The 14621-nt window shown below is 70.5% G+C and carries 18 protein-coding genes; 6 read left to right on the top strand and 12 right to left on the bottom strand.

The features are described 5' to 3' along the window. Positions 1-2: 2 nt before the first annotated feature. The 3 genes from AB0O15_RS03645 to AB0O15_RS03635 are packed head-to-tail and all read left to right on the top strand — an operon-like array spanning position 3 to position 1937. Positions 3-407 carry a flagellar biosynthetic protein FliO gene (locus AB0O15_RS03645; RefSeq protein ID WP_364313524.1) on the top strand — a complete coding sequence of 135 codons (405 nt, stop codon included), beginning with the start codon at positions 3-5 and terminating at the stop codon, positions 405-407. Between the two features lie 22 nt (positions 408-429). Further along, positions 430-1176, top strand: coding sequence for a flagellar type III secretion system pore protein FliP (fliP, locus tag AB0O15_RS03640; RefSeq protein WP_364313521.1), 747 nt, complete (start codon positions 430-432; stop codon positions 1174-1176). Continuing rightward, on the top strand, positions 1173-1937 hold the full coding sequence (locus tag AB0O15_RS03635) for a flagellar biosynthetic protein FliR (RefSeq protein ID WP_364313518.1): 765 nt from the start codon (positions 1173-1175) through the stop codon (positions 1935-1937). Before fliP ends, AB0O15_RS03635 begins: the two co-directional genes overlap by 4 nt. On the opposite strand, the gene AB0O15_RS03630 is transcribed toward AB0O15_RS03635, so the two are convergent. The 11 genes from AB0O15_RS03630 to AB0O15_RS03580 form a co-directional block, all read right to left on the bottom strand. Continuing rightward, the gene (locus tag AB0O15_RS03630; protein ID WP_364313516.1) at positions 1924-2979 is read right to left on the bottom strand and encodes a winged helix DNA-binding domain-containing protein; all 1056 of its coding nucleotides are present in this window, start codon (positions 2977-2979) and stop codon (positions 1924-1926) included. The two genes, AB0O15_RS03635 and AB0O15_RS03630, sit on opposite strands and share 14 nt — an antisense overlap. Before the next feature lie 116 nt (positions 2980-3095). Next, positions 3096-3584: a hypothetical protein gene (locus AB0O15_RS03625; protein WP_364313514.1), complete on the bottom strand. Its 489-nt coding sequence runs from the start codon at positions 3582-3584 to the stop codon at positions 3096-3098. Positions 3585-3589: 5 nt separating this feature from the next. Further along, positions 3590-3952: a response regulator gene (locus AB0O15_RS03620; RefSeq protein ID WP_364313512.1), complete on the bottom strand. Its 363-nt coding sequence runs from the start codon at positions 3950-3952 to the stop codon at positions 3590-3592. Then, on the bottom strand, positions 3949-4437 hold the full coding sequence (locus tag AB0O15_RS03615; RefSeq protein WP_364313510.1) for a chemotaxis protein CheX: 489 nt from the start codon (positions 4435-4437) through the stop codon (positions 3949-3951). The genes AB0O15_RS03620 and AB0O15_RS03615 overlap by 4 nt, the downstream gene beginning before the upstream one ends. Then, on the bottom strand, positions 4434-4811 hold the full coding sequence (locus AB0O15_RS03610) for a response regulator (RefSeq protein ID WP_364317015.1): 378 nt from the start codon (positions 4809-4811) through the stop codon (positions 4434-4436). The genes AB0O15_RS03615 and AB0O15_RS03610 overlap by 4 nt, the downstream gene beginning before the upstream one ends. A gap of 15 nt (positions 4812-4826) precedes the next feature. Beyond that, the gene (locus AB0O15_RS03605) at positions 4827-5672 is read right to left on the bottom strand and encodes a protein-glutamate O-methyltransferase CheR (protein ID WP_364313507.1); all 846 of its coding nucleotides are present in this window, start codon (positions 5670-5672) and stop codon (positions 4827-4829) included. Further along, entirely contained in the window at positions 5669-6787 is a 1119-nt protein-coding gene (locus AB0O15_RS03600) for a chemotaxis response regulator protein-glutamate methylesterase (RefSeq protein ID WP_364313505.1), read from the bottom strand. The genes AB0O15_RS03605 and AB0O15_RS03600 overlap by 4 nt, the downstream gene beginning before the upstream one ends. Continuing rightward, a complete protein-coding gene (locus tag AB0O15_RS03595) occupies positions 6787-7674 on the bottom strand; it encodes a hypothetical protein (protein WP_364313502.1) in 888 nt (295 codons plus the stop codon). The genes AB0O15_RS03600 and AB0O15_RS03595 overlap by 1 nt, the downstream gene beginning before the upstream one ends. After that, positions 7674-8111: a chemotaxis protein CheW gene (locus tag AB0O15_RS03590; protein WP_364313500.1), complete on the bottom strand. Its 438-nt coding sequence runs from the start codon at positions 8109-8111 to the stop codon at positions 7674-7676. Before AB0O15_RS03590 ends, AB0O15_RS03595 begins: the two co-directional genes overlap by 1 nt. A 1-nt stretch (position 8112) precedes the next feature. Next, entirely contained in the window at positions 8113-10452 is a 2340-nt protein-coding gene (locus tag AB0O15_RS03585; RefSeq protein WP_364313498.1) for a chemotaxis protein CheA, read from the bottom strand. 81 nt (positions 10453-10533) lie between these two features. Further along, complete coding sequence (locus AB0O15_RS03580) at positions 10534-11235, bottom strand: response regulator transcription factor (RefSeq protein WP_364313496.1); 702 nt, start codon at positions 11233-11235, stop codon at positions 10534-10536. Between the two features lie 169 nt (positions 11236-11404). Between AB0O15_RS03580 and AB0O15_RS03575 the strand changes: the two genes are divergently transcribed. Together AB0O15_RS03575 and AB0O15_RS03570 are read left to right on the top strand one after the other, a co-directional pair. Next, entirely contained in the window at positions 11405-12079 is a 675-nt protein-coding gene (locus AB0O15_RS03575; protein ID WP_364313493.1) for a HAMP domain-containing sensor histidine kinase, read from the top strand. Between the two features lie 176 nt (positions 12080-12255). Further along, positions 12256-12732, top strand: a complete 477-nt coding sequence (locus AB0O15_RS03570; RefSeq protein WP_364313491.1) for a CAP domain-containing protein — start codon at positions 12256-12258, stop codon at positions 12730-12732. Between the two features lie 8 nt (positions 12733-12740). On the opposite strand, the gene AB0O15_RS03565 is transcribed toward AB0O15_RS03570, so the two are convergent. After that, on the bottom strand, positions 12741-13790 hold the full coding sequence (locus AB0O15_RS03565) for a UDP-N-acetylmuramate dehydrogenase (protein ID WP_364313488.1): 1050 nt from the start codon (positions 13788-13790) through the stop codon (positions 12741-12743). Between the two features lie 50 nt (positions 13791-13840). Here AB0O15_RS03565 and AB0O15_RS03560 point away from each other — a divergent pair, with 50 nt between their 5' ends. Next, positions 13841-14599, top strand: a complete 759-nt coding sequence (locus AB0O15_RS03560; RefSeq protein WP_364313485.1) for a maleylpyruvate isomerase family mycothiol-dependent enzyme — start codon at positions 13841-13843, stop codon at positions 14597-14599. Positions 14600-14621: the final 22 nt, after the last annotated feature.

The following is a 14621-nucleotide window of genomic DNA, read 5'->3' as shown; positions in this document are numbered from 1 at the left end:
CCTTGTTCGAACTCGTCCTGCGGATCGGCTTCTCGCTCCTGGTCGTCTTCGGCCTGATGTGGGGCCTGGCCAAAGTGGCCCGGCGCGGAGTGACTGGCAGCCGTGGGACGGGGACGCTGTCGGTGCTCAACCGGCAGCAACTCACCCGGGGCGCGGCGGTGACCGTGGTCCAGGTGGCCGACCGGGCGCTCATCCTGGGCGTCACCGACCAGCAGGTCAACCTGCTGGGCGAGACCGAGCTGGCGGTGTTCCAGAAGCAGGCGGCGCACCCGCACGAGCATCGGGACGCGGTGGCCCTGCCCAGCGAGACGTTCGTCCAGCCGGGGCGGCTGGACGGCTCGGTGCTGTCCCCGCGGACCTGGCGCTCGACGATGGACTTCCTCCGCGACCGGACCACGAGGCGCTGACATGCGGCGTACCCTCTGGATCTTGATCTTGGGTCTCGGCCTGGGCCTGGTGCTCCTGCCGGACGCGGCGTGGGCGGCGCCGACCCCGCCGACCCCGCCCGGCATCGACATCGACATCGGCGGCACCAACCCGGACGGCAGCAAGCCGGCCACCTCGCTGGTCATCGTGCTCGGCCTGACCCTGCTGTCGGTCGCCCCCGCCGGGCTGCTGCTGTGCACCTGCTTCACCAAGGTCTTCATGGTTCTCGGCATCACCCGCAACGCGCTCGGGCTGCAGAGCATGCCGCCTAACCAGGTGCTGGCCGGGCTGGCCCTGTTCATCAGCCTGTTCATCATGGGCCCGACCATCTCGCAGGTGAACGAGCAGGGGATCCAGCCCTACCTGAAGGGTGACAAGACGCAGACGCAGGCGTTCAAGGCCGGCGTGGAGCCGCTGCGCGACTTCATGTGGCGGACCACCCGCGAGGACGAGGTGGCGCTGCTGATCAAGGTGTCCCGGCAGGAGGCGCCGAAGAACAAGGACGACGTCGAGCTGACCACGCTGATCCCGGCGTTCGTGCTCTCCGAGATCCGGGCCGCCTTCATCATCGGCTTCGTCATCTTCATCCCGTTCCTGATCATCGACATGGTGGTGTCGGCGTCCTTGATGTCGCTGGGCATGATGATGTTGCCGCCGGTGACCGTGGCCATGCCGTTCAAGCTGTTGCTGTTCGTGCTGGTCAACGGCTGGGGGCTGATCATCACGTCGCTGGTGGCGAGTTACGGGTGAACTACGACGTCCCGATCGCCGAGTTGCTCGCGATCGCGCTGGGGGCGGTGCGGGCCGGCGCGTGGCTGGCGATCTGCCCGCCGTTCCAGAACCGGCTGATCCCGCGCCAGGTCAAGGTGCTGCTGTCGATCGGGATCACCCTGCCGATGGCGCCGTACCTGCGCGGCCACCTGCCGTCGATCGAGACGCCGGACATCGTCGCGTGCGCGGCGCTCCAGGTCTTCGTCGGCGCGTCGCTCGGCTTCATCACCGCGATGATCTTCGCCGCGATCCAGGCGGCCGGCGACCTGATCGACGTGTTCGGCGGTTTCACGCTGGCCATGGCCTTCGACCCGCTGTCGATGAACCAGAGCTCGATCTTCGGCCGGTTCTACAACCTGACCGCGGCCACCCTGCTGTTCGCCTCGGACGGTCATCAGCTGATCCTGCGCGGGTTCCTCCAGTCGTACGAGGCGCTGCCGCTGAACGCGAACTTCTCCATGGAGACGTTCAGCAAGCTGCTGCTCTCCGGGATCGCCGAGATGTTCCTGGCCGCGCTGCAGATCGCCGGTCCGCTGATCGCCGTCCTGTTCCTCACCGACGTCGCGTTCGGTCTGCTCAACCGGGTCGCCCCGGCGCTGAACGCGTTCCAGCTCGGCTTCCCGGCCAAGATCATGCTGGTTCTGACGCTGGCCGGCACCGCGGTCGCGATGTTGCCCAAGGCGCTGGACGGGCTGGTCCAGAAGGCGGTCTCGGCGGTCGTCTCGCTCACCGGAGGATGAGCTCGCCCACTCCGGCGAAGGCCCGCAGCGCCTCGGCCTCCGGTTCCACGTCGGCGCGTTCGGCCTTGGTCAGCGCGCCGAACGGGCGGACGGTCAGGACGCCGGCGCGGATCTTCCACACGCCGCGGACGCGGCCGTCGACGGTGAACGCGGCGAACTCGACCAGGGCCGGGCGGTGCTCGTCGTCGATGATCCGGCGGCGGTCGGCGTACCCGAAGGTGACGTTGTCGAAGCCGGGCAGGAAGCGGACCGGCGCCGGGACGTCCGGGTCGGGCAGCTCGCGGCCGGGCAGGTCGAACAGCTCGGCGCCGTGCTCGTTGCGATAGGTGACCAGCTCGGGCCGCAGCTCCTCGACGACCGGCTTCATCCGGGTCAGCCCGCTCCACGCCTGGAGGTCGCGCACGCTCGCCGGCCCGAAGCCGGCCAGGTAACGCAGCACCAGGTCGCGCGCCGATCGGTCGGTCGCGAACGGGCCGCCCAGCCACTGCTCGGCCAGCGCGAACGGGGTCGCCCCGCGCTTGCCCCAGGTCCCGTCCGGATGCGGGTGCACGATCGGCAGCGCCACCTGGGCGGCCCGCGCCAGCCACACACCGTCTTGCTCAGGCCACCGCTGCTGGAGGGCCCGCCCGAGCTCGGGCCGGCTGAGGATCCGGCCGTCGAGCAGCCGGGCCGCCTCCGCGGCCAGCGCGTCCCGCTCGATCGCCGGCACCCACTGGTTGAAGAGCGTGGTGCACATCCGCCCGAGGAGCGGCTGCAACACCGGCCGCACCCACACGTAGTCCTCGGTGGCCAGCAGATGCTGGGTGCACCGATACAGCGTGGCCCGCGCGACGAGCCGCTTCGCCAGCAGCGCGTCGAGGTCGGCCGGCACAAAGGACGAGAGCCGGTTCCACAACCCGATGTGCGGCAGCTCCGGATCCTGCCCCTGCATCCCCACCAGCAGCTTCAGCACATCCAGCGGGCACGCGTCGGGCGACCGCTCCAGCAGGAGTTGCCGCTGGAGGGTCGCCCGATTCAGCTGACGATCGGAGAGAACGGCCATGCACCCAGCATGGCCGGAATTGCGGTCAGGTTCTGACCGCACCACGCACGGACCTGGAGCCCGCGGGAGCAAACGGTCTGTACCCCGACGGACGTGGGAAGAAAAGCCCTTGATCTTTACGGGGCAAACGAGAGCGAGTACTTCCCCTTGCCGTACCTCGCGACCTCGATGGTCAGGTCGAGGCGGCGGCCCAGCGCCAGGAAGTGGGCGCGGGCGTCGTTCGGGAGCGGCATGCCCGGATAGATCACCTGGTAGAGCTTGACGTGCGGGCCGCCCTCGCGGTTGAGCAGCGAGGTCAGCACGTTGAAGAGCTCGAACACGTTCTCGGCGAGGTTGGGCGCCAGCTTCTTGTCGTCGATGCTGTCCTCCGCCGCGCCGGGCGGGAGCAGGCCGAGCGCCGCGCCCACGTTGGCCGCCAGCACGAGTTCCATGCCCATCACGGCGTAGATCTGCTGCTGGCTGTCGGTGTAGATGGCGATCGTGCCGCCGGGCAGATCGTCGGCGCTCATCGGCGCGCCCGGACTGACGTTGCAGTCCCGGCCGAGCAGGTCTTCGAAGAGATTCCGGACCAGGTGGGAACCGGGGATAACCGTGGTGTCAGACATATGCATCATCCCAAAATCGGAGTGAGAACCTCGTCGAAACGGTCGGCGGTGAAGGGCTTGACGATGAAGAACAGCGAGCCCGCCGCCTCGGCCTGCTGCTGCATCTCAGGTGTGCACTCCGAGGTGACGAAGCCGAACTTCACGTCGTTGCCGGCGCCCCGCAGCTTCCGGAGCACCTCGATCCCGGTCATCTCCGGCATGTTCCAGTCGGAGATGACCAGGTCGGGGCCTTCGGCGGTGGCCTTGTCCAGCGCCTCCTGGCCGTCCGCGGCCTCCACCAGATCGTGGTCGCCGAAGCCGGCCTGCCGCAGCGTCCGGGTCACGATCTGCCGCATCACCCGGCTGTCGTCGGCGATCAGGATCTTCATGCGGACTCCCCCTCGTTCCGGCCGTCGCGGCTCTGCCACATCGAGACCGACACCGGCTCGCCGTCCCACACGCCGTAGAGGCCGCTGATCCGCTCGGCGCTCGGATACTTGGTGGCCGAGTCGGGCGCCATCACCACCTGGGGCAGGGACAGGAAGCAGCCGGGCGGCAGCATCGCCTTGACGTTGCCGCCGACGATGTTGGCCAGCTCGCCGAGCACGTCGGACAGGTCCTCGACGCCGATCTCCTCGACCTCCATGGCCAGGAACGCGGCGGCGGCCATCTTGGCGGCCTTGATGGACGACGCGTAGACCACGTGTCCGGTCCAGGAGCCGGTTATCGAGACCGACGAGTGCACCTCGGACGGCTGCTTCGCATCACCGGTCGGTACCAGCGGGTTGACGCCCTCCGGGTCCAGGTACGACACCCAGACCTGTTCCACCATCTCGGCGAGGTCGCCCTCTTTCACCACGACGTCGACGCTCATGAGTTCGCTCCGGTCGGGACGAGGCCCAGCAGGGCCAGCTTCTCGATCATCGCCCCTTCGGTGAAGGGCTTGATCACGTATTCGTGGGCGCCCGCAGCGAGCGCCCGCACGATCTGGCTCTGTTCGCTCTCGGTCGTGACCATGACCAAGGTCATCTCCCGCAGGCGCGGATCGGACCGCACCCGGGTGACGAACTCGAGCCCGTTCATGTTGGGCATGTTCCAGTCGATCAGTGCCAGTTCCGGCACCTCGGTCATCGTGGCCAGCAGGTCGAGGGCCTCCTGCCCGTCACCCGCCTCGGTGGCCTCGAAGTTGAGCTTGGAGACGATGCGCTTGAGGATCATGCGCATCGCTCGGGAGTCGTCGATCACCATGGCGCGCACGCGGGTTCACCCTCTCCTCGCCGCGCCGACCGGCACGGCACTGCGGATCCGATAGGCAGAGGTCCGTCCGGCCGCCACCCGTTCGTAGTTGTCATCGATGCCGATGGTCGTCTCGGCCGCTCCGAGGAACAGCCAGCCGTCCGGCCGCAGCAGCCGGGCGACGTTGCGCAGCACGTTCTTCTTGGTCGCGACGTCGAAATAGATCAGCACGTTGCGCAGGAAGATCACGTCGAACGGGGGCATCGGCGGCAGCGGCGCGGTCAGGTTCATCAGCTTGAAGCTGATGTTGCGGCGCAGCGCCGGCATGACCCGCCAGTGGGCGCCGGCCCGTTCGAAGTACTGCACCAGCTGCGCCGCGGGCAGGCCTCGGTTGACCTCGACCTGGCTGTACTCGGCGGTCTCGGCGCGCTTGACCATCTCGGTGGAGATATCGCTGCCCACGATCTCGAACGACCAGCCGGGCGGCAGGTGCTCCTGCATCGTGATGGCCAGGCTGTACGCCTCCTGGCCGCTGGAGCTGGCCGCCGACCAGACCCGGAGCTTGCGCTGGGCGCCCCGGGACTTGACCAGGTCGGGCAGCACCACGTCGGTCAGCGCGGTGAACGGCTCGCGGTCCCGGAACCAGGACGTCTCGTTGGTGGTGAGCGCGTCGACGACCAGGCGCTCGTTGGCCTTGTCCGGGCGGCGCTGGAGGTCGGACAGGAACTCCGCCACCCCGGCCGCGCCGACCGCCCGGGCCACCGGGATCAGCCGCGCCTCGACCAGATACTCCTTGCCGGGGGCGAGCACGATCGACGCCTCGCGGCGGACCAGCGTGGAGACGTAGGAGAAGTCGGACTGGGAGAGGGTCATCGGGCCACCGCCGCGGATCGGCCGACCTTGAGCCGGGTGAGCAGGCAGGAGGCGATGCGGTCGAGGGGCAGCACATCGTCGGCCAGCCCGGCCTGCACGACGGCGCCGGGCATGCCCCAGACCACCGAGCTGGCCTCGTCCTGGGCGAGCACCTCGGCGCCGGCGTCGCGCATCACCTTGGCGCCGCCGCGGCCGTCGTGGCCCATGCCGGTGAGCACCAGGGCGTACCCGGACCCGCCGAACAGCTGCGCCACCGAGCGGAACATCACGTCCACCGCGGGCCGGCAGGAGTTCTCCGGCGGCGCGGCGCTGAGCTGGGTGACCACCGAGGTGCCCTTGCGCAGCAGTACCAGGTGCTTGTCGCCGGGCGCGATGTAGACCGTGCCCGCGGTCAGTTCCATGCCGTCGGTCGCCTCGACCACGGACAGCGCGGTGCTGCGGTCGAGCCGCTCGGCGAACATCTTGGTGAAGACCGGCGGCATGTGCTGGGTGACCACCATCGGCACCGGCAGGTCGGCGGTCAGCCCGAGCAGCACCTTGGTCAGCGCGTCCGGGCCGCCGGTGGAGCAGCCGACCGCGATCAGGTCGACCCGGCCGGCCGGACCCCGGCGCGCCGGAGCGGCGGCCGGTCGGGTGGGCGCGGGCCGCAGGGTCGGCGCAGGCCGCCCGGGCGGGGCGTTCGACGGCCGCATCAGGGCCCGCGGCGGCGGGCCCTTCCTGGCCAGCGCGTGAATCTTGGGTACCAGCTGTTCCCGGACCGCCGCCACCGACTCGGCGATCGAGCCGACGTTGGACGGCTTGGTCACGTAGTCGGTGGCGCCCGCGGACAGCGCCTCCAGCGTGGCCGACGCGCCCGCCGCGGACAGCGTGCTGAACATGATGACCGGCAGCTGCCGGTGCCGCTTGCGCAGCTCCCGGACCGCCTCGATGCCGTTCATCTTCGGCATCTCGATGTCCATGGTCACGACGTCCGGTCGCAGCTGGTCGATCTTGGCCTGGGCCAGCTGCCCGTTGGCCGCCGTGCCGACCACCTCGATGCCGGGCGCGCCGCCCAGAGCGTCGGTGATCAGCTTCCGGACCACGACGGAGTCGTCCACGACGAGGACAGTGATCATCAGATCACCCCCTTCTCGCCGAGCCAGGACGGGCCGAGCGCCGCGACCACCGGCGCGAGCAGCCGGTGAGCCGTAGCGGTGTCCAGCAGGTCACGCACGACCAGCGCCTGGACCGCGCCGCTGAGCATGTTCCACACCCCGCCGGCCCGGTCGGCCAGCGGAATACCGGCCGTGTCCACGGCCTGTACCAACAGCATCTGTGCTGCGGCGGCCGTGCGGACCCGATCCGACAGATAGGCCGCCCACGAGGCGGAATGGACCGCCGGGGACCACCCACCGGCGTTGCGCCGCGCGTCCTCCGCCGAGGCCGTCAGGCGGGTCAGATCGCGGGACCGGAGGCCACGCAGCCGATCCAGCAGCGCCGACACCGCGTAGTGGTGCGGGCCGAGGTCGATCGGCGCCCCGGCCGGCAGCTTCCGGATCGCCGAGACCCAGCCGGCGCCGAGCATCCGCCGGGTCGACTCGCTCAGCACCTCGCGCAGGTAGCTCGCCACCGCCGCGTCGCAGAGCAGCGCGGTGGCCGAGGCCGCCGCGTCGGTCTGCGTCGCCTCCCGCCCGGTCCCGTGCCAGGTCCAGGCCATCACGTCGTAGCGGATGCAGGTCAGCAGCGAGTCCACCGAGCCGATCGGGGCCCGTTCGACCAGGGCCAGCGCGCCGGCCGGGTCGTCCTTGGCCAGCGACTTGAGCGACGGCAGCCGCCGGGCGGCGCTCTCCACGTCGACCCAGAGCGGGCCCCGGATGTCCTCGTGCGGCAGCCGCTCGGCGAGGATCGACAGGTCGCCCGGCCCCAGCCGCAGGCCACGCAGGAACACCTCGGCCGTGGCCGCCCCGCCGCCCAGGCGGGTCAGGTCGAAACCGAGGACGGGAGCGCTGACCAGGCTGTACATCAGGTGGTGGCTCGATACGTGTCGACGGCCTGCCGCACGTCCAGGGCCAGCATCAGGCGCCCGTCCAGCTTGAACGTGCCGACCACCAGCTCACGGGTGGGCCCGCCGAGGGTGTCCGGCGGCGGCTCGAACGCGTCGTCGTCCAGGTCGACCACCTCGCCGATCCGGTCGACCAGCAGGCTGACCGGCTCGCCGTCGCCGCGCAGGATCACGTTCATCACCGGGCCCTCCAGCGACTGCCGGGCCAGGCCGAGCTGGACCCGCAGGTCGACCGCGGCGATCACCTGGCCCCGCAGGTTGAACAGGCCACCGACGGCCGGCGGGGCGAGCGGCACCGGGGTGTACTCGTTGTACGAGAGCACCTCCTGCACGGTGTACACCTCGACACCGAAGAGCTGGTCGGCCACCTCGAAGGTGGCGAACTGCCGAGTCGCCATGTCAGGCCTCCACCAGTATCGGGTCGTCGGCGTCGCGGTAGAAGTTCGGGTCGGCGGCGAGGATGGCCCGGCGTACGTCGAGCAGCTCGGTCACCCGTTGCTGGATCACCGCGGTGCCGACCAGGCCGTCCTCCTCGGCGTCCCGGCGGGCGGCGGTGGAGTTCTCGGCGATGTCGACGATCCGGTCCACCACCAGCGCGACGCTGCGGCCGCCCTCGCTGTAGACCACCACCGAGACGGTGTCGCCCTCCGGCTCCTCGCTGTACGCGCCGAGCAGATGCGACAGCCGGACCAGCGGCAGGATCTGTCCGCGGTACTGGACCACCTCGCGCGAGCCGGCCTGCTCGATCCGGTCCCGCGGGAACTCCTCGAGCCGGGTGACCGTGTCCAGCGGGATCGCCACCCGGCGCTCGCCGACCGCGGTGACCAGCAGCCGTTCGCCGGTGCCGCCGATCTTGGACTCCCGGGACGTGCCGGCCTTGCTCTCCTTGGAGTCGGCCAGGTGGCTGCGCCGGGCCAACGAGGAGGCGTCCAGGATCAGGCCGACCTTGCCGTCGCCGAGGATGGTGGCCCCGGCGTACAGGCCGATGTCCTTGAACCGGCTGTTGAGCGCCTTGACCACGACCTCCTCGGTGTTCAGGACGCGGTCCACGACCAGGCCGAAGCGGCGACCGTCGGCCTGCAGCACCATGATGTAGACGCCCTGGTCACCGCCGACCTCGAGGCCGAGCGCGCGGTCCAGCCGGACCAGCGGCAGCAGCTTGCCCCGGAGGCGGTAGACGGGCGCGCCCGAGGCGTACTCGATCTTGGTGGACTGGCCGTCGATGAAGACCAGTTCGAGGACCGCGACCTGGGGTACGACGTACCGCTGGTCGCCGCAGTCGACGGTCAGCGCCTGGATGATGGCCAGGGTGAGCGGGATGGTCAGCCGCCAGACCGTGCCCTCGCCGAGGGTGGAGTCGACGCTGACCGCGCCGCCGATCCGCTCGATGTTGGTCTTCACCACGTCCATGCCGACGCCGCGGCCGGACACGTTGGTCACCTTGGCCGCGGTGGAGAAGCCGGGCTGGAACACCATCGCCATGATGTCCCGCTTGTCCATGGTGGGCACCTGCTCGGGGCGCAGCAGGCCGTTCTCCACGGCCTTCTGCGCGATCCGGTCGACGTTCATGCCGGCGCCGTTGTCCGCGACCTCGACCGCGACATGCCCACCCTCGTGGTAGGCCCGCAGCGTCAGCGTCCCCTCCGGGGTCTTGCCGCTGGCGATCCGGGTCTCGGTGTCCTCGATGCCGTGGTCGACCGCGTTGCGCACCAGGTGGGTCAGCGGGTCCTTGACCGCCTCGAGCAGGCTGCGGTCGAGTTCGGTCTCCTTGCCCTCCATGACCAGCTGGACCTGCTTGCCCAGCGAGTTGGAGAGGTCCCGGATGACCCGCGGCAGCTTCGACCAGATGTGTTCGATCGGCTGCATGCGGGTCTTCATGATGCCTTCCTGCAGCTCGCTGGTGATCATGCCGAGCCGCTGGGCGCTGCGGACCAGGCCGGAGTCGCCGATGTCCATCACGCCGCGGACCAGCTGGTTCCGGGCCAGCACCAGCTCGCCGACCATGTTCATCAGGTTGTCCAGCAGGTCGACGTCGACCCGGATGGCCTGGTCGGCGGCGCTGCGCTTGGGCGCCTGCTGCTGCAGGGCCTCGTTCACCGCGGCCGGCTGGGCCTTGCCCTCCTCCAGCAGGATCGTGCCGAGCTTGCGGTCGTCGCCCTCGAGCTGCGACTGGAGGCCCGAGGCCACGTCCGCGGGCTGGGCCGCGCCCGACTCGACCAGCATCTCGCCGAGCGGGCGGCGCTGACCCTCCACCGGGTCGGGCGCCGGGCGTACGCCCTGCTCCTCGATCGGCGCCGGCGCCACCTCCGGCTCCGCCGAGGCCGGCGCGATCGGGGCCTCGGCCTCGGCCACCGGCGCCTGCATCTGGGCGTGCACCGCGCTGATGATGCTTTCCACGTCGACGTCGCCCTCGTTGCCGTTCGCCTCGATCTCGGCGAGCAGCGACCGGACGCCGTCGATGGTGGCCAGCAGCGTGGTGATCGTCTGCGGGGTGACCGGCATGACGCCGTCCCGCAGCTTGGACAGCAGCGATTCACCGGCGTGGGCCAGCGTCTCCAACCGGCCGAAGGCCAGGAAGCCGCTCGTGCCCTTGATCGTGTGGATCGCGCGGAAGATGCGCGAGATCAAATCGCGCGAGTTCGGTTCCTGCTCGAGTTCGACGAGATCCCGGTCGATCTGGTCCAGGTTCTCGTGGCTCTCCATGAGGAACTCGCCGACGATCTCACCAAGGTCTTCCACCGTGCGCCCACCTTCCGCTCGAGCTCTTCAAGACCCTGATCGACCCGGGTACGCGCAACCTGAGCACACCCGGACCGCACCTCATCCCTCGTCCCCGGAGGCCTTCCGATAGCGGTAGCCGAAGCCGCGGACCGACTCGATCGGCGAGTCGTCCGGCTCCGACCAGCCGAGCTTGCGGCGCAGCCGGAGCACGGCGAACTTGACCCGCTCCTGGCCGATCCCGGTCGGGTCGTCCCAGGCCTGGGTGAGCAGCTGGTTTGGGCTGAGCACCGCGCCGGCGTGCCGGACCAGCGCGTTGAGCAGCCGGAACTCGGTCGGCGTGAGGCGCTTCTCGTCACCCTTGACGTAAACCCGGCGCTTGGTCGGGTCGAGGTGCACGAGGCCGTCGTCGTAGATCTGACTGGCCCAGCTGTTCTGCCCGGAGGACGAGCGGCGCAGCAGCGCCTCGACCCGGGCCAGCAGCTCGTTGTTGGCGAACGGCTTGGTCAGGTAGTCGTCGGCGCCGCCGCGGAGGCCGCGTACTTTCTCGGTCTCCTGGCCGTGCGCGGTGAGCACCAGGACCGGCACGTCGGAGACGTCGCGCAGCCGCTCGAGGACCTGCCAGCCGTCCATCTCGGGGAGGCCGACGTCGAGCACCACCAGGTCGGGGTGTTCGGCGTAGGCCTCCTTGAGGCCGGTGCGGCCGTCACCGGCGTGCGCCACCTCGTAGCCGGCCCGGCCGAACAGCAGGCGCAGGGCCAGCGCGATGTCCGGGTCGTCCTCGACGACCAGAAGCCGGCTCATCCGGCGTCACCGGAGCACGTCATGCTCGTTATACCCATCGCCACAACCCCCGTCGCACCGGAACCCGCGAAACACGCGAAACGCGCGATAGCGTGATGTGTCCAGTCAAATACGGACAGTTAAACTTTAGCGTGCTTATCCGCCGTCCGGGCCGGTCCGCGAGGATCCGGTGACCGCCACCCTCGAGGCCCGCTTTCTGGCCGTCATCTCCCACGAACTGCGAACGCCGCTGACCACCATCGCCTCGTTCACCGAGAGCCTCGATCACGACGATCTCGCACCCGACGAACGCTCGCTGGCACTTTCGGCGGTCCGGCGCAACACCGACCGGATGCTCACCCTGATCGACGACCTCATGGTGGTGAGCCGGCTGCAGACCGGCGACCTGCCGCTGAACCCGGCCGACGGGCCGCTCGCCCCGATCCTGCGGGAGGCGATCGACCTGCTGGCCGGCCACGAGCCGCACACCGCCGCCACCCTGACCGCCGGCGACGGGCCCGACCTGCGCGCCGACCGGTCGCTGCTGCGCGACCTGTTCTACGCGGTGCTCGGCACGGTGGCCTGCGGCGCCGCCGACCGGTCGGCGGTGATCTCGTCCGCCGCCGACGGGGACGGCTGGACGGTGACCATCACGGCGTGGCAGGCCGAGCCGCTCACCGACGAGCACCTGATGGCCGAGATGCTGGCCGCGCCCGAGCCACCGCACCGGCGGCGCAGCACCGCGCTGTGGATGTTGCTGGCCGACGCGATCGCCACCCGGCACGGCGGGTCGGTGCGGCTCACCTACGACCCGGCCGCCGGCGCGGGCGCCGAGATCCGGCTGCCGCTCACACCCGAGTGGTAGCCCAGCACGGCATCCGCGGCGCGGATGCCGTGTGGGCCTACCACTGAAACCCACAGCCTGACATCGCGGCGACACGCCCGGGATGACAATGCCGATAAATCGGACGTACAGCCGGGAAGACGGTCCGATACGTGATACCGGGCGATGGACGCCCGGCCCTGTATCGGAGGCATTCCATGATGTGGAAGTCCCTCATCGCCGGTCTCGCGGCGCCCGCCCTGCTGGCCGCGACGACCGCGGCCGGCGCCGCGGCCCCGCGCTACTCGCCCGACGGCATGCTCAGCTACGCCCTGCTCACCGCGACCAACGAGCAGCGCGCCACGGCCGGCTGCGCCCCGCTCCGGGTGGAGACCGAGCTGATCATCGCGTCCGTCGAGCAGAGCGGCTACATGGCCACCACCCGCAACTTCGGCCACGTCGGGGCGGACGGTTCGACCTTCGTGAGCCGGGCCCGCCAGGCCGGGTACGCCACGCCGGCCGGCGAGAACATCGCCTGGGGCTACCGCGACCCGGCCCAGGTCATGGAGGCCTGGATGGCCAGCCCGCAGCACCGGGAGAACATCCTCAACTGCGAGGCCAAGTCGGTCGGCATCGGCACCCGGCGGTCGGCCGACGGCACGCCGTACTACACGCAGGTCTTCGGGTGGGAGTAGTACGGCCGTCAGACCTGGCAGCCGACGAGGACCGGTTCGGGATGCAGCTCGATGCCGAACCGGTCCCGCACGCCGGCTCGGATCACCCGGGCCAGCTCGAGCAGCTCGGTGGTGGTGCCCGAACCCCGGTTGGTGAGCGCCAGGGTGTGCTTGGAGGAGATGCGCACGCCCTCGCTCACGCCGAAGCCCTTGCTGAACCCGGCGTGCTCGATCAGCCAGGCCGCCGGGATCTTCACCCGCCCGCCGGCCGCCGGCCAGTGCGGCATGTCCGGCTCGGGCAGCTCGCCGACCACCGGATTGGTGAAGAACGAACCCACCGACCAGGTGTCCCGGTCGTCCGGGTCGAGCACCATGCCCTTGCCCGCTCGGAGCTTGAGCACGGTCTCCCGGGCCCGCTCCAGCGGCACCCGGTCGCCGGCCTCGACGCCCAGCTGACGGGCCAGTTCGGCGTACCGGATGGGCTCGGACTCGGTGCTGCGGGCGAGCCGGAAGTCGACCTCGAGGACCAGCCAGCGGTCGCTGTACTTGAAGACGCTGGCGCGATAACCGAACCCGCACTCGGCGGCGGTCATCGTGACCATGGCGTCGGCCTCGCGGTCGTACGCGTGCACCGCCACGATCGTGTGACCGACCTCCTGGCCGTACGCGCCGACGTTCTGGATCGGGGTGGCGCCGGCCGACCCCGGGATGCCGGACAGGCACTCCACGCCGGACAGACCCTCGGCGACGGTCCGCGCGACGAAGTCGTCCCAGACCTCACCGGCCGCGACGCGCAGTGTGACGAAGGTGGCGTCCCGGGCGATCTCCCTGATCCCGCACGTGCGGAGCAGCACCACGCGTCCCGCGAAGCCGGCGTCGCCGATGACGACGTTGCTCCCACCTGCCAGGATGAGCACCGGTTCCCCGGCGGCGGCGGCGTTTCGCACGGTTGTCACCGCTTCGCCGGGCTCGGTGGCCACCGTCAGTGCGCCGGCCGGACCACCGAGGCGTAGCGTCGTGTAGGCCCCGAGTGAACCGGGGGACGCTTCGACTCGTTGCTCAGGGAAGACTTCGGACACGAAGTCAGCCTAGGCTCATCGATTTCGCAGGACTCGGGCGGGAGCAGGTCATGAACAGGTTGCACGCGACCAAGGACTTCTGGCTCGCCGCGCTGCGCGCCGACGGTCCGGCGCTGCTCGACGCGGTCACCGAGGCCGGTCCCGACGCCGTTGTGCCGAGCTGCCCGGGCTGGTCCACGGCCGAGCTCGTCGAGCACCTGACCGCCGTGCTCCGCCGGGTCCGCGAGTCCGCGCCCCGGGGTGTGACCACCGCGCCGGAACGCCCGCCGCTGCCGCCCCGCCCGCCGTGGGACGAGGCGCTCGAGATCCTGCGCCGCGAGCTGGTCGGCACGATCGAGACCCTCGACGCCCTCGACCCGGAATTTCCGGCCTGGACCTGGCCCGCGCAGGCCAAGAAGGCCGGTTTCTGGCCGCGCCGGGTGGCCCACGAGGTCTCGGTGCACCGGTGGGATGCCGAGGCGGCGGCCGGCCGGCCCCAGCCGATCGAGACCAAGCTGGCCGCCGACGGGGTGATGGAGATCCTCGACACCTGGCTGCCCGCCGGCCGGCGCTTCGAGTCCACCGAGCTTCAGGGTGTGGTGCACCTGACCGCCACCGACGCGGCATACGAGTGGTTCGTCCGGTTGCGCGGCACCGGGGTGGCGCTGCTCGACACCGGAACCATCCTGGACACCGACGACCACCACCCCCGGGCCGAGGCCACCGGCACGGCCAGTGACCTCCAGCTGGCGCTGATGGGCCGCCGGCCGATCGAGGCGCTGACCGTCACCGGCGACCCGCGGCTGGTCCAGGCCCTGCACGCCGCCTGATCACCGTCCCGGGATGCGGTCA

This window comes from Actinoplanes sp. NPDC089786, from assembly GCF_040684855.1.
Lineage (GTDB): Bacteria > Actinomycetota > Actinomycetes > Mycobacteriales > Micromonosporaceae > Actinoplanes.
Note: the sequence above shows the minus strand (reverse complement) of the source record. Positions and strands in the feature narration are given on the sequence as shown.

What these genes read in the sequence shown, in the direction of transcription:
- AB0O15_RS03630 (WP_364313516.1), bottom strand. Translation starts at nt 2,979, where the DNA reads ATGGCCGTTCTCTCCGATCGTCAGCTGAATCGGGCGACCCTCCAGCGG.
- AB0O15_RS03625 (WP_364313514.1), bottom strand. Translation starts at nt 3,584, where the DNA reads ATGTCTGACACCACGGTTATCCCCGGTTCCCACCTGGTCCGGAATCTC.
- AB0O15_RS03620 (WP_364313512.1), bottom strand. Translation starts at nt 3,952, where the DNA reads ATGAAGATCCTGATCGCCGACGACAGCCGGGTGATGCGGCAGATCGTG.
- AB0O15_RS03615 (WP_364313510.1), bottom strand. Translation starts at nt 4,437, where the DNA reads ATGAGCGTCGACGTCGTGGTGAAAGAGGGCGACCTCGCCGAGATGGTG.
- AB0O15_RS03610 (WP_364317015.1), bottom strand. Translation starts at nt 4,811, where the DNA reads ATGGTGATCGACGACTCCCGAGCGATGCGCATGATCCTCAAGCGCATC.
- AB0O15_RS03605 (WP_364313507.1), bottom strand. Translation starts at nt 5,672, where the DNA reads ATGACCCTCTCCCAGTCCGACTTCTCCTACGTCTCCACGCTGGTCCGC.
- AB0O15_RS03600 (WP_364313505.1), bottom strand. Translation starts at nt 6,787, where the DNA reads ATGATCACTGTCCTCGTCGTGGACGACTCCGTCGTGGTCCGGAAGCTG.
- AB0O15_RS03595 (WP_364313502.1), bottom strand. Translation starts at nt 7,674, where the DNA reads ATGTACAGCCTGGTCAGCGCTCCCGTCCTCGGTTTCGACCTGACCCGC.
- AB0O15_RS03590 (WP_364313500.1), bottom strand. Translation starts at nt 8,111, where the DNA reads ATGGCGACTCGGCAGTTCGCCACCTTCGAGGTGGCCGACCAGCTCTTC.
- AB0O15_RS03580 (WP_364313496.1), bottom strand. Translation starts at nt 11,235, where the DNA reads ATGAGCCGGCTTCTGGTCGTCGAGGACGACCCGGACATCGCGCTGGCC.
- AB0O15_RS03570 (WP_364313491.1), top strand. Translation starts at nt 12,256, where the DNA reads ATGATGTGGAAGTCCCTCATCGCCGGTCTCGCGGCGCCCGCCCTGCTG.
- AB0O15_RS03560 (WP_364313485.1), top strand. Translation starts at nt 13,841, where the DNA reads ATGAACAGGTTGCACGCGACCAAGGACTTCTGGCTCGCCGCGCTGCGC.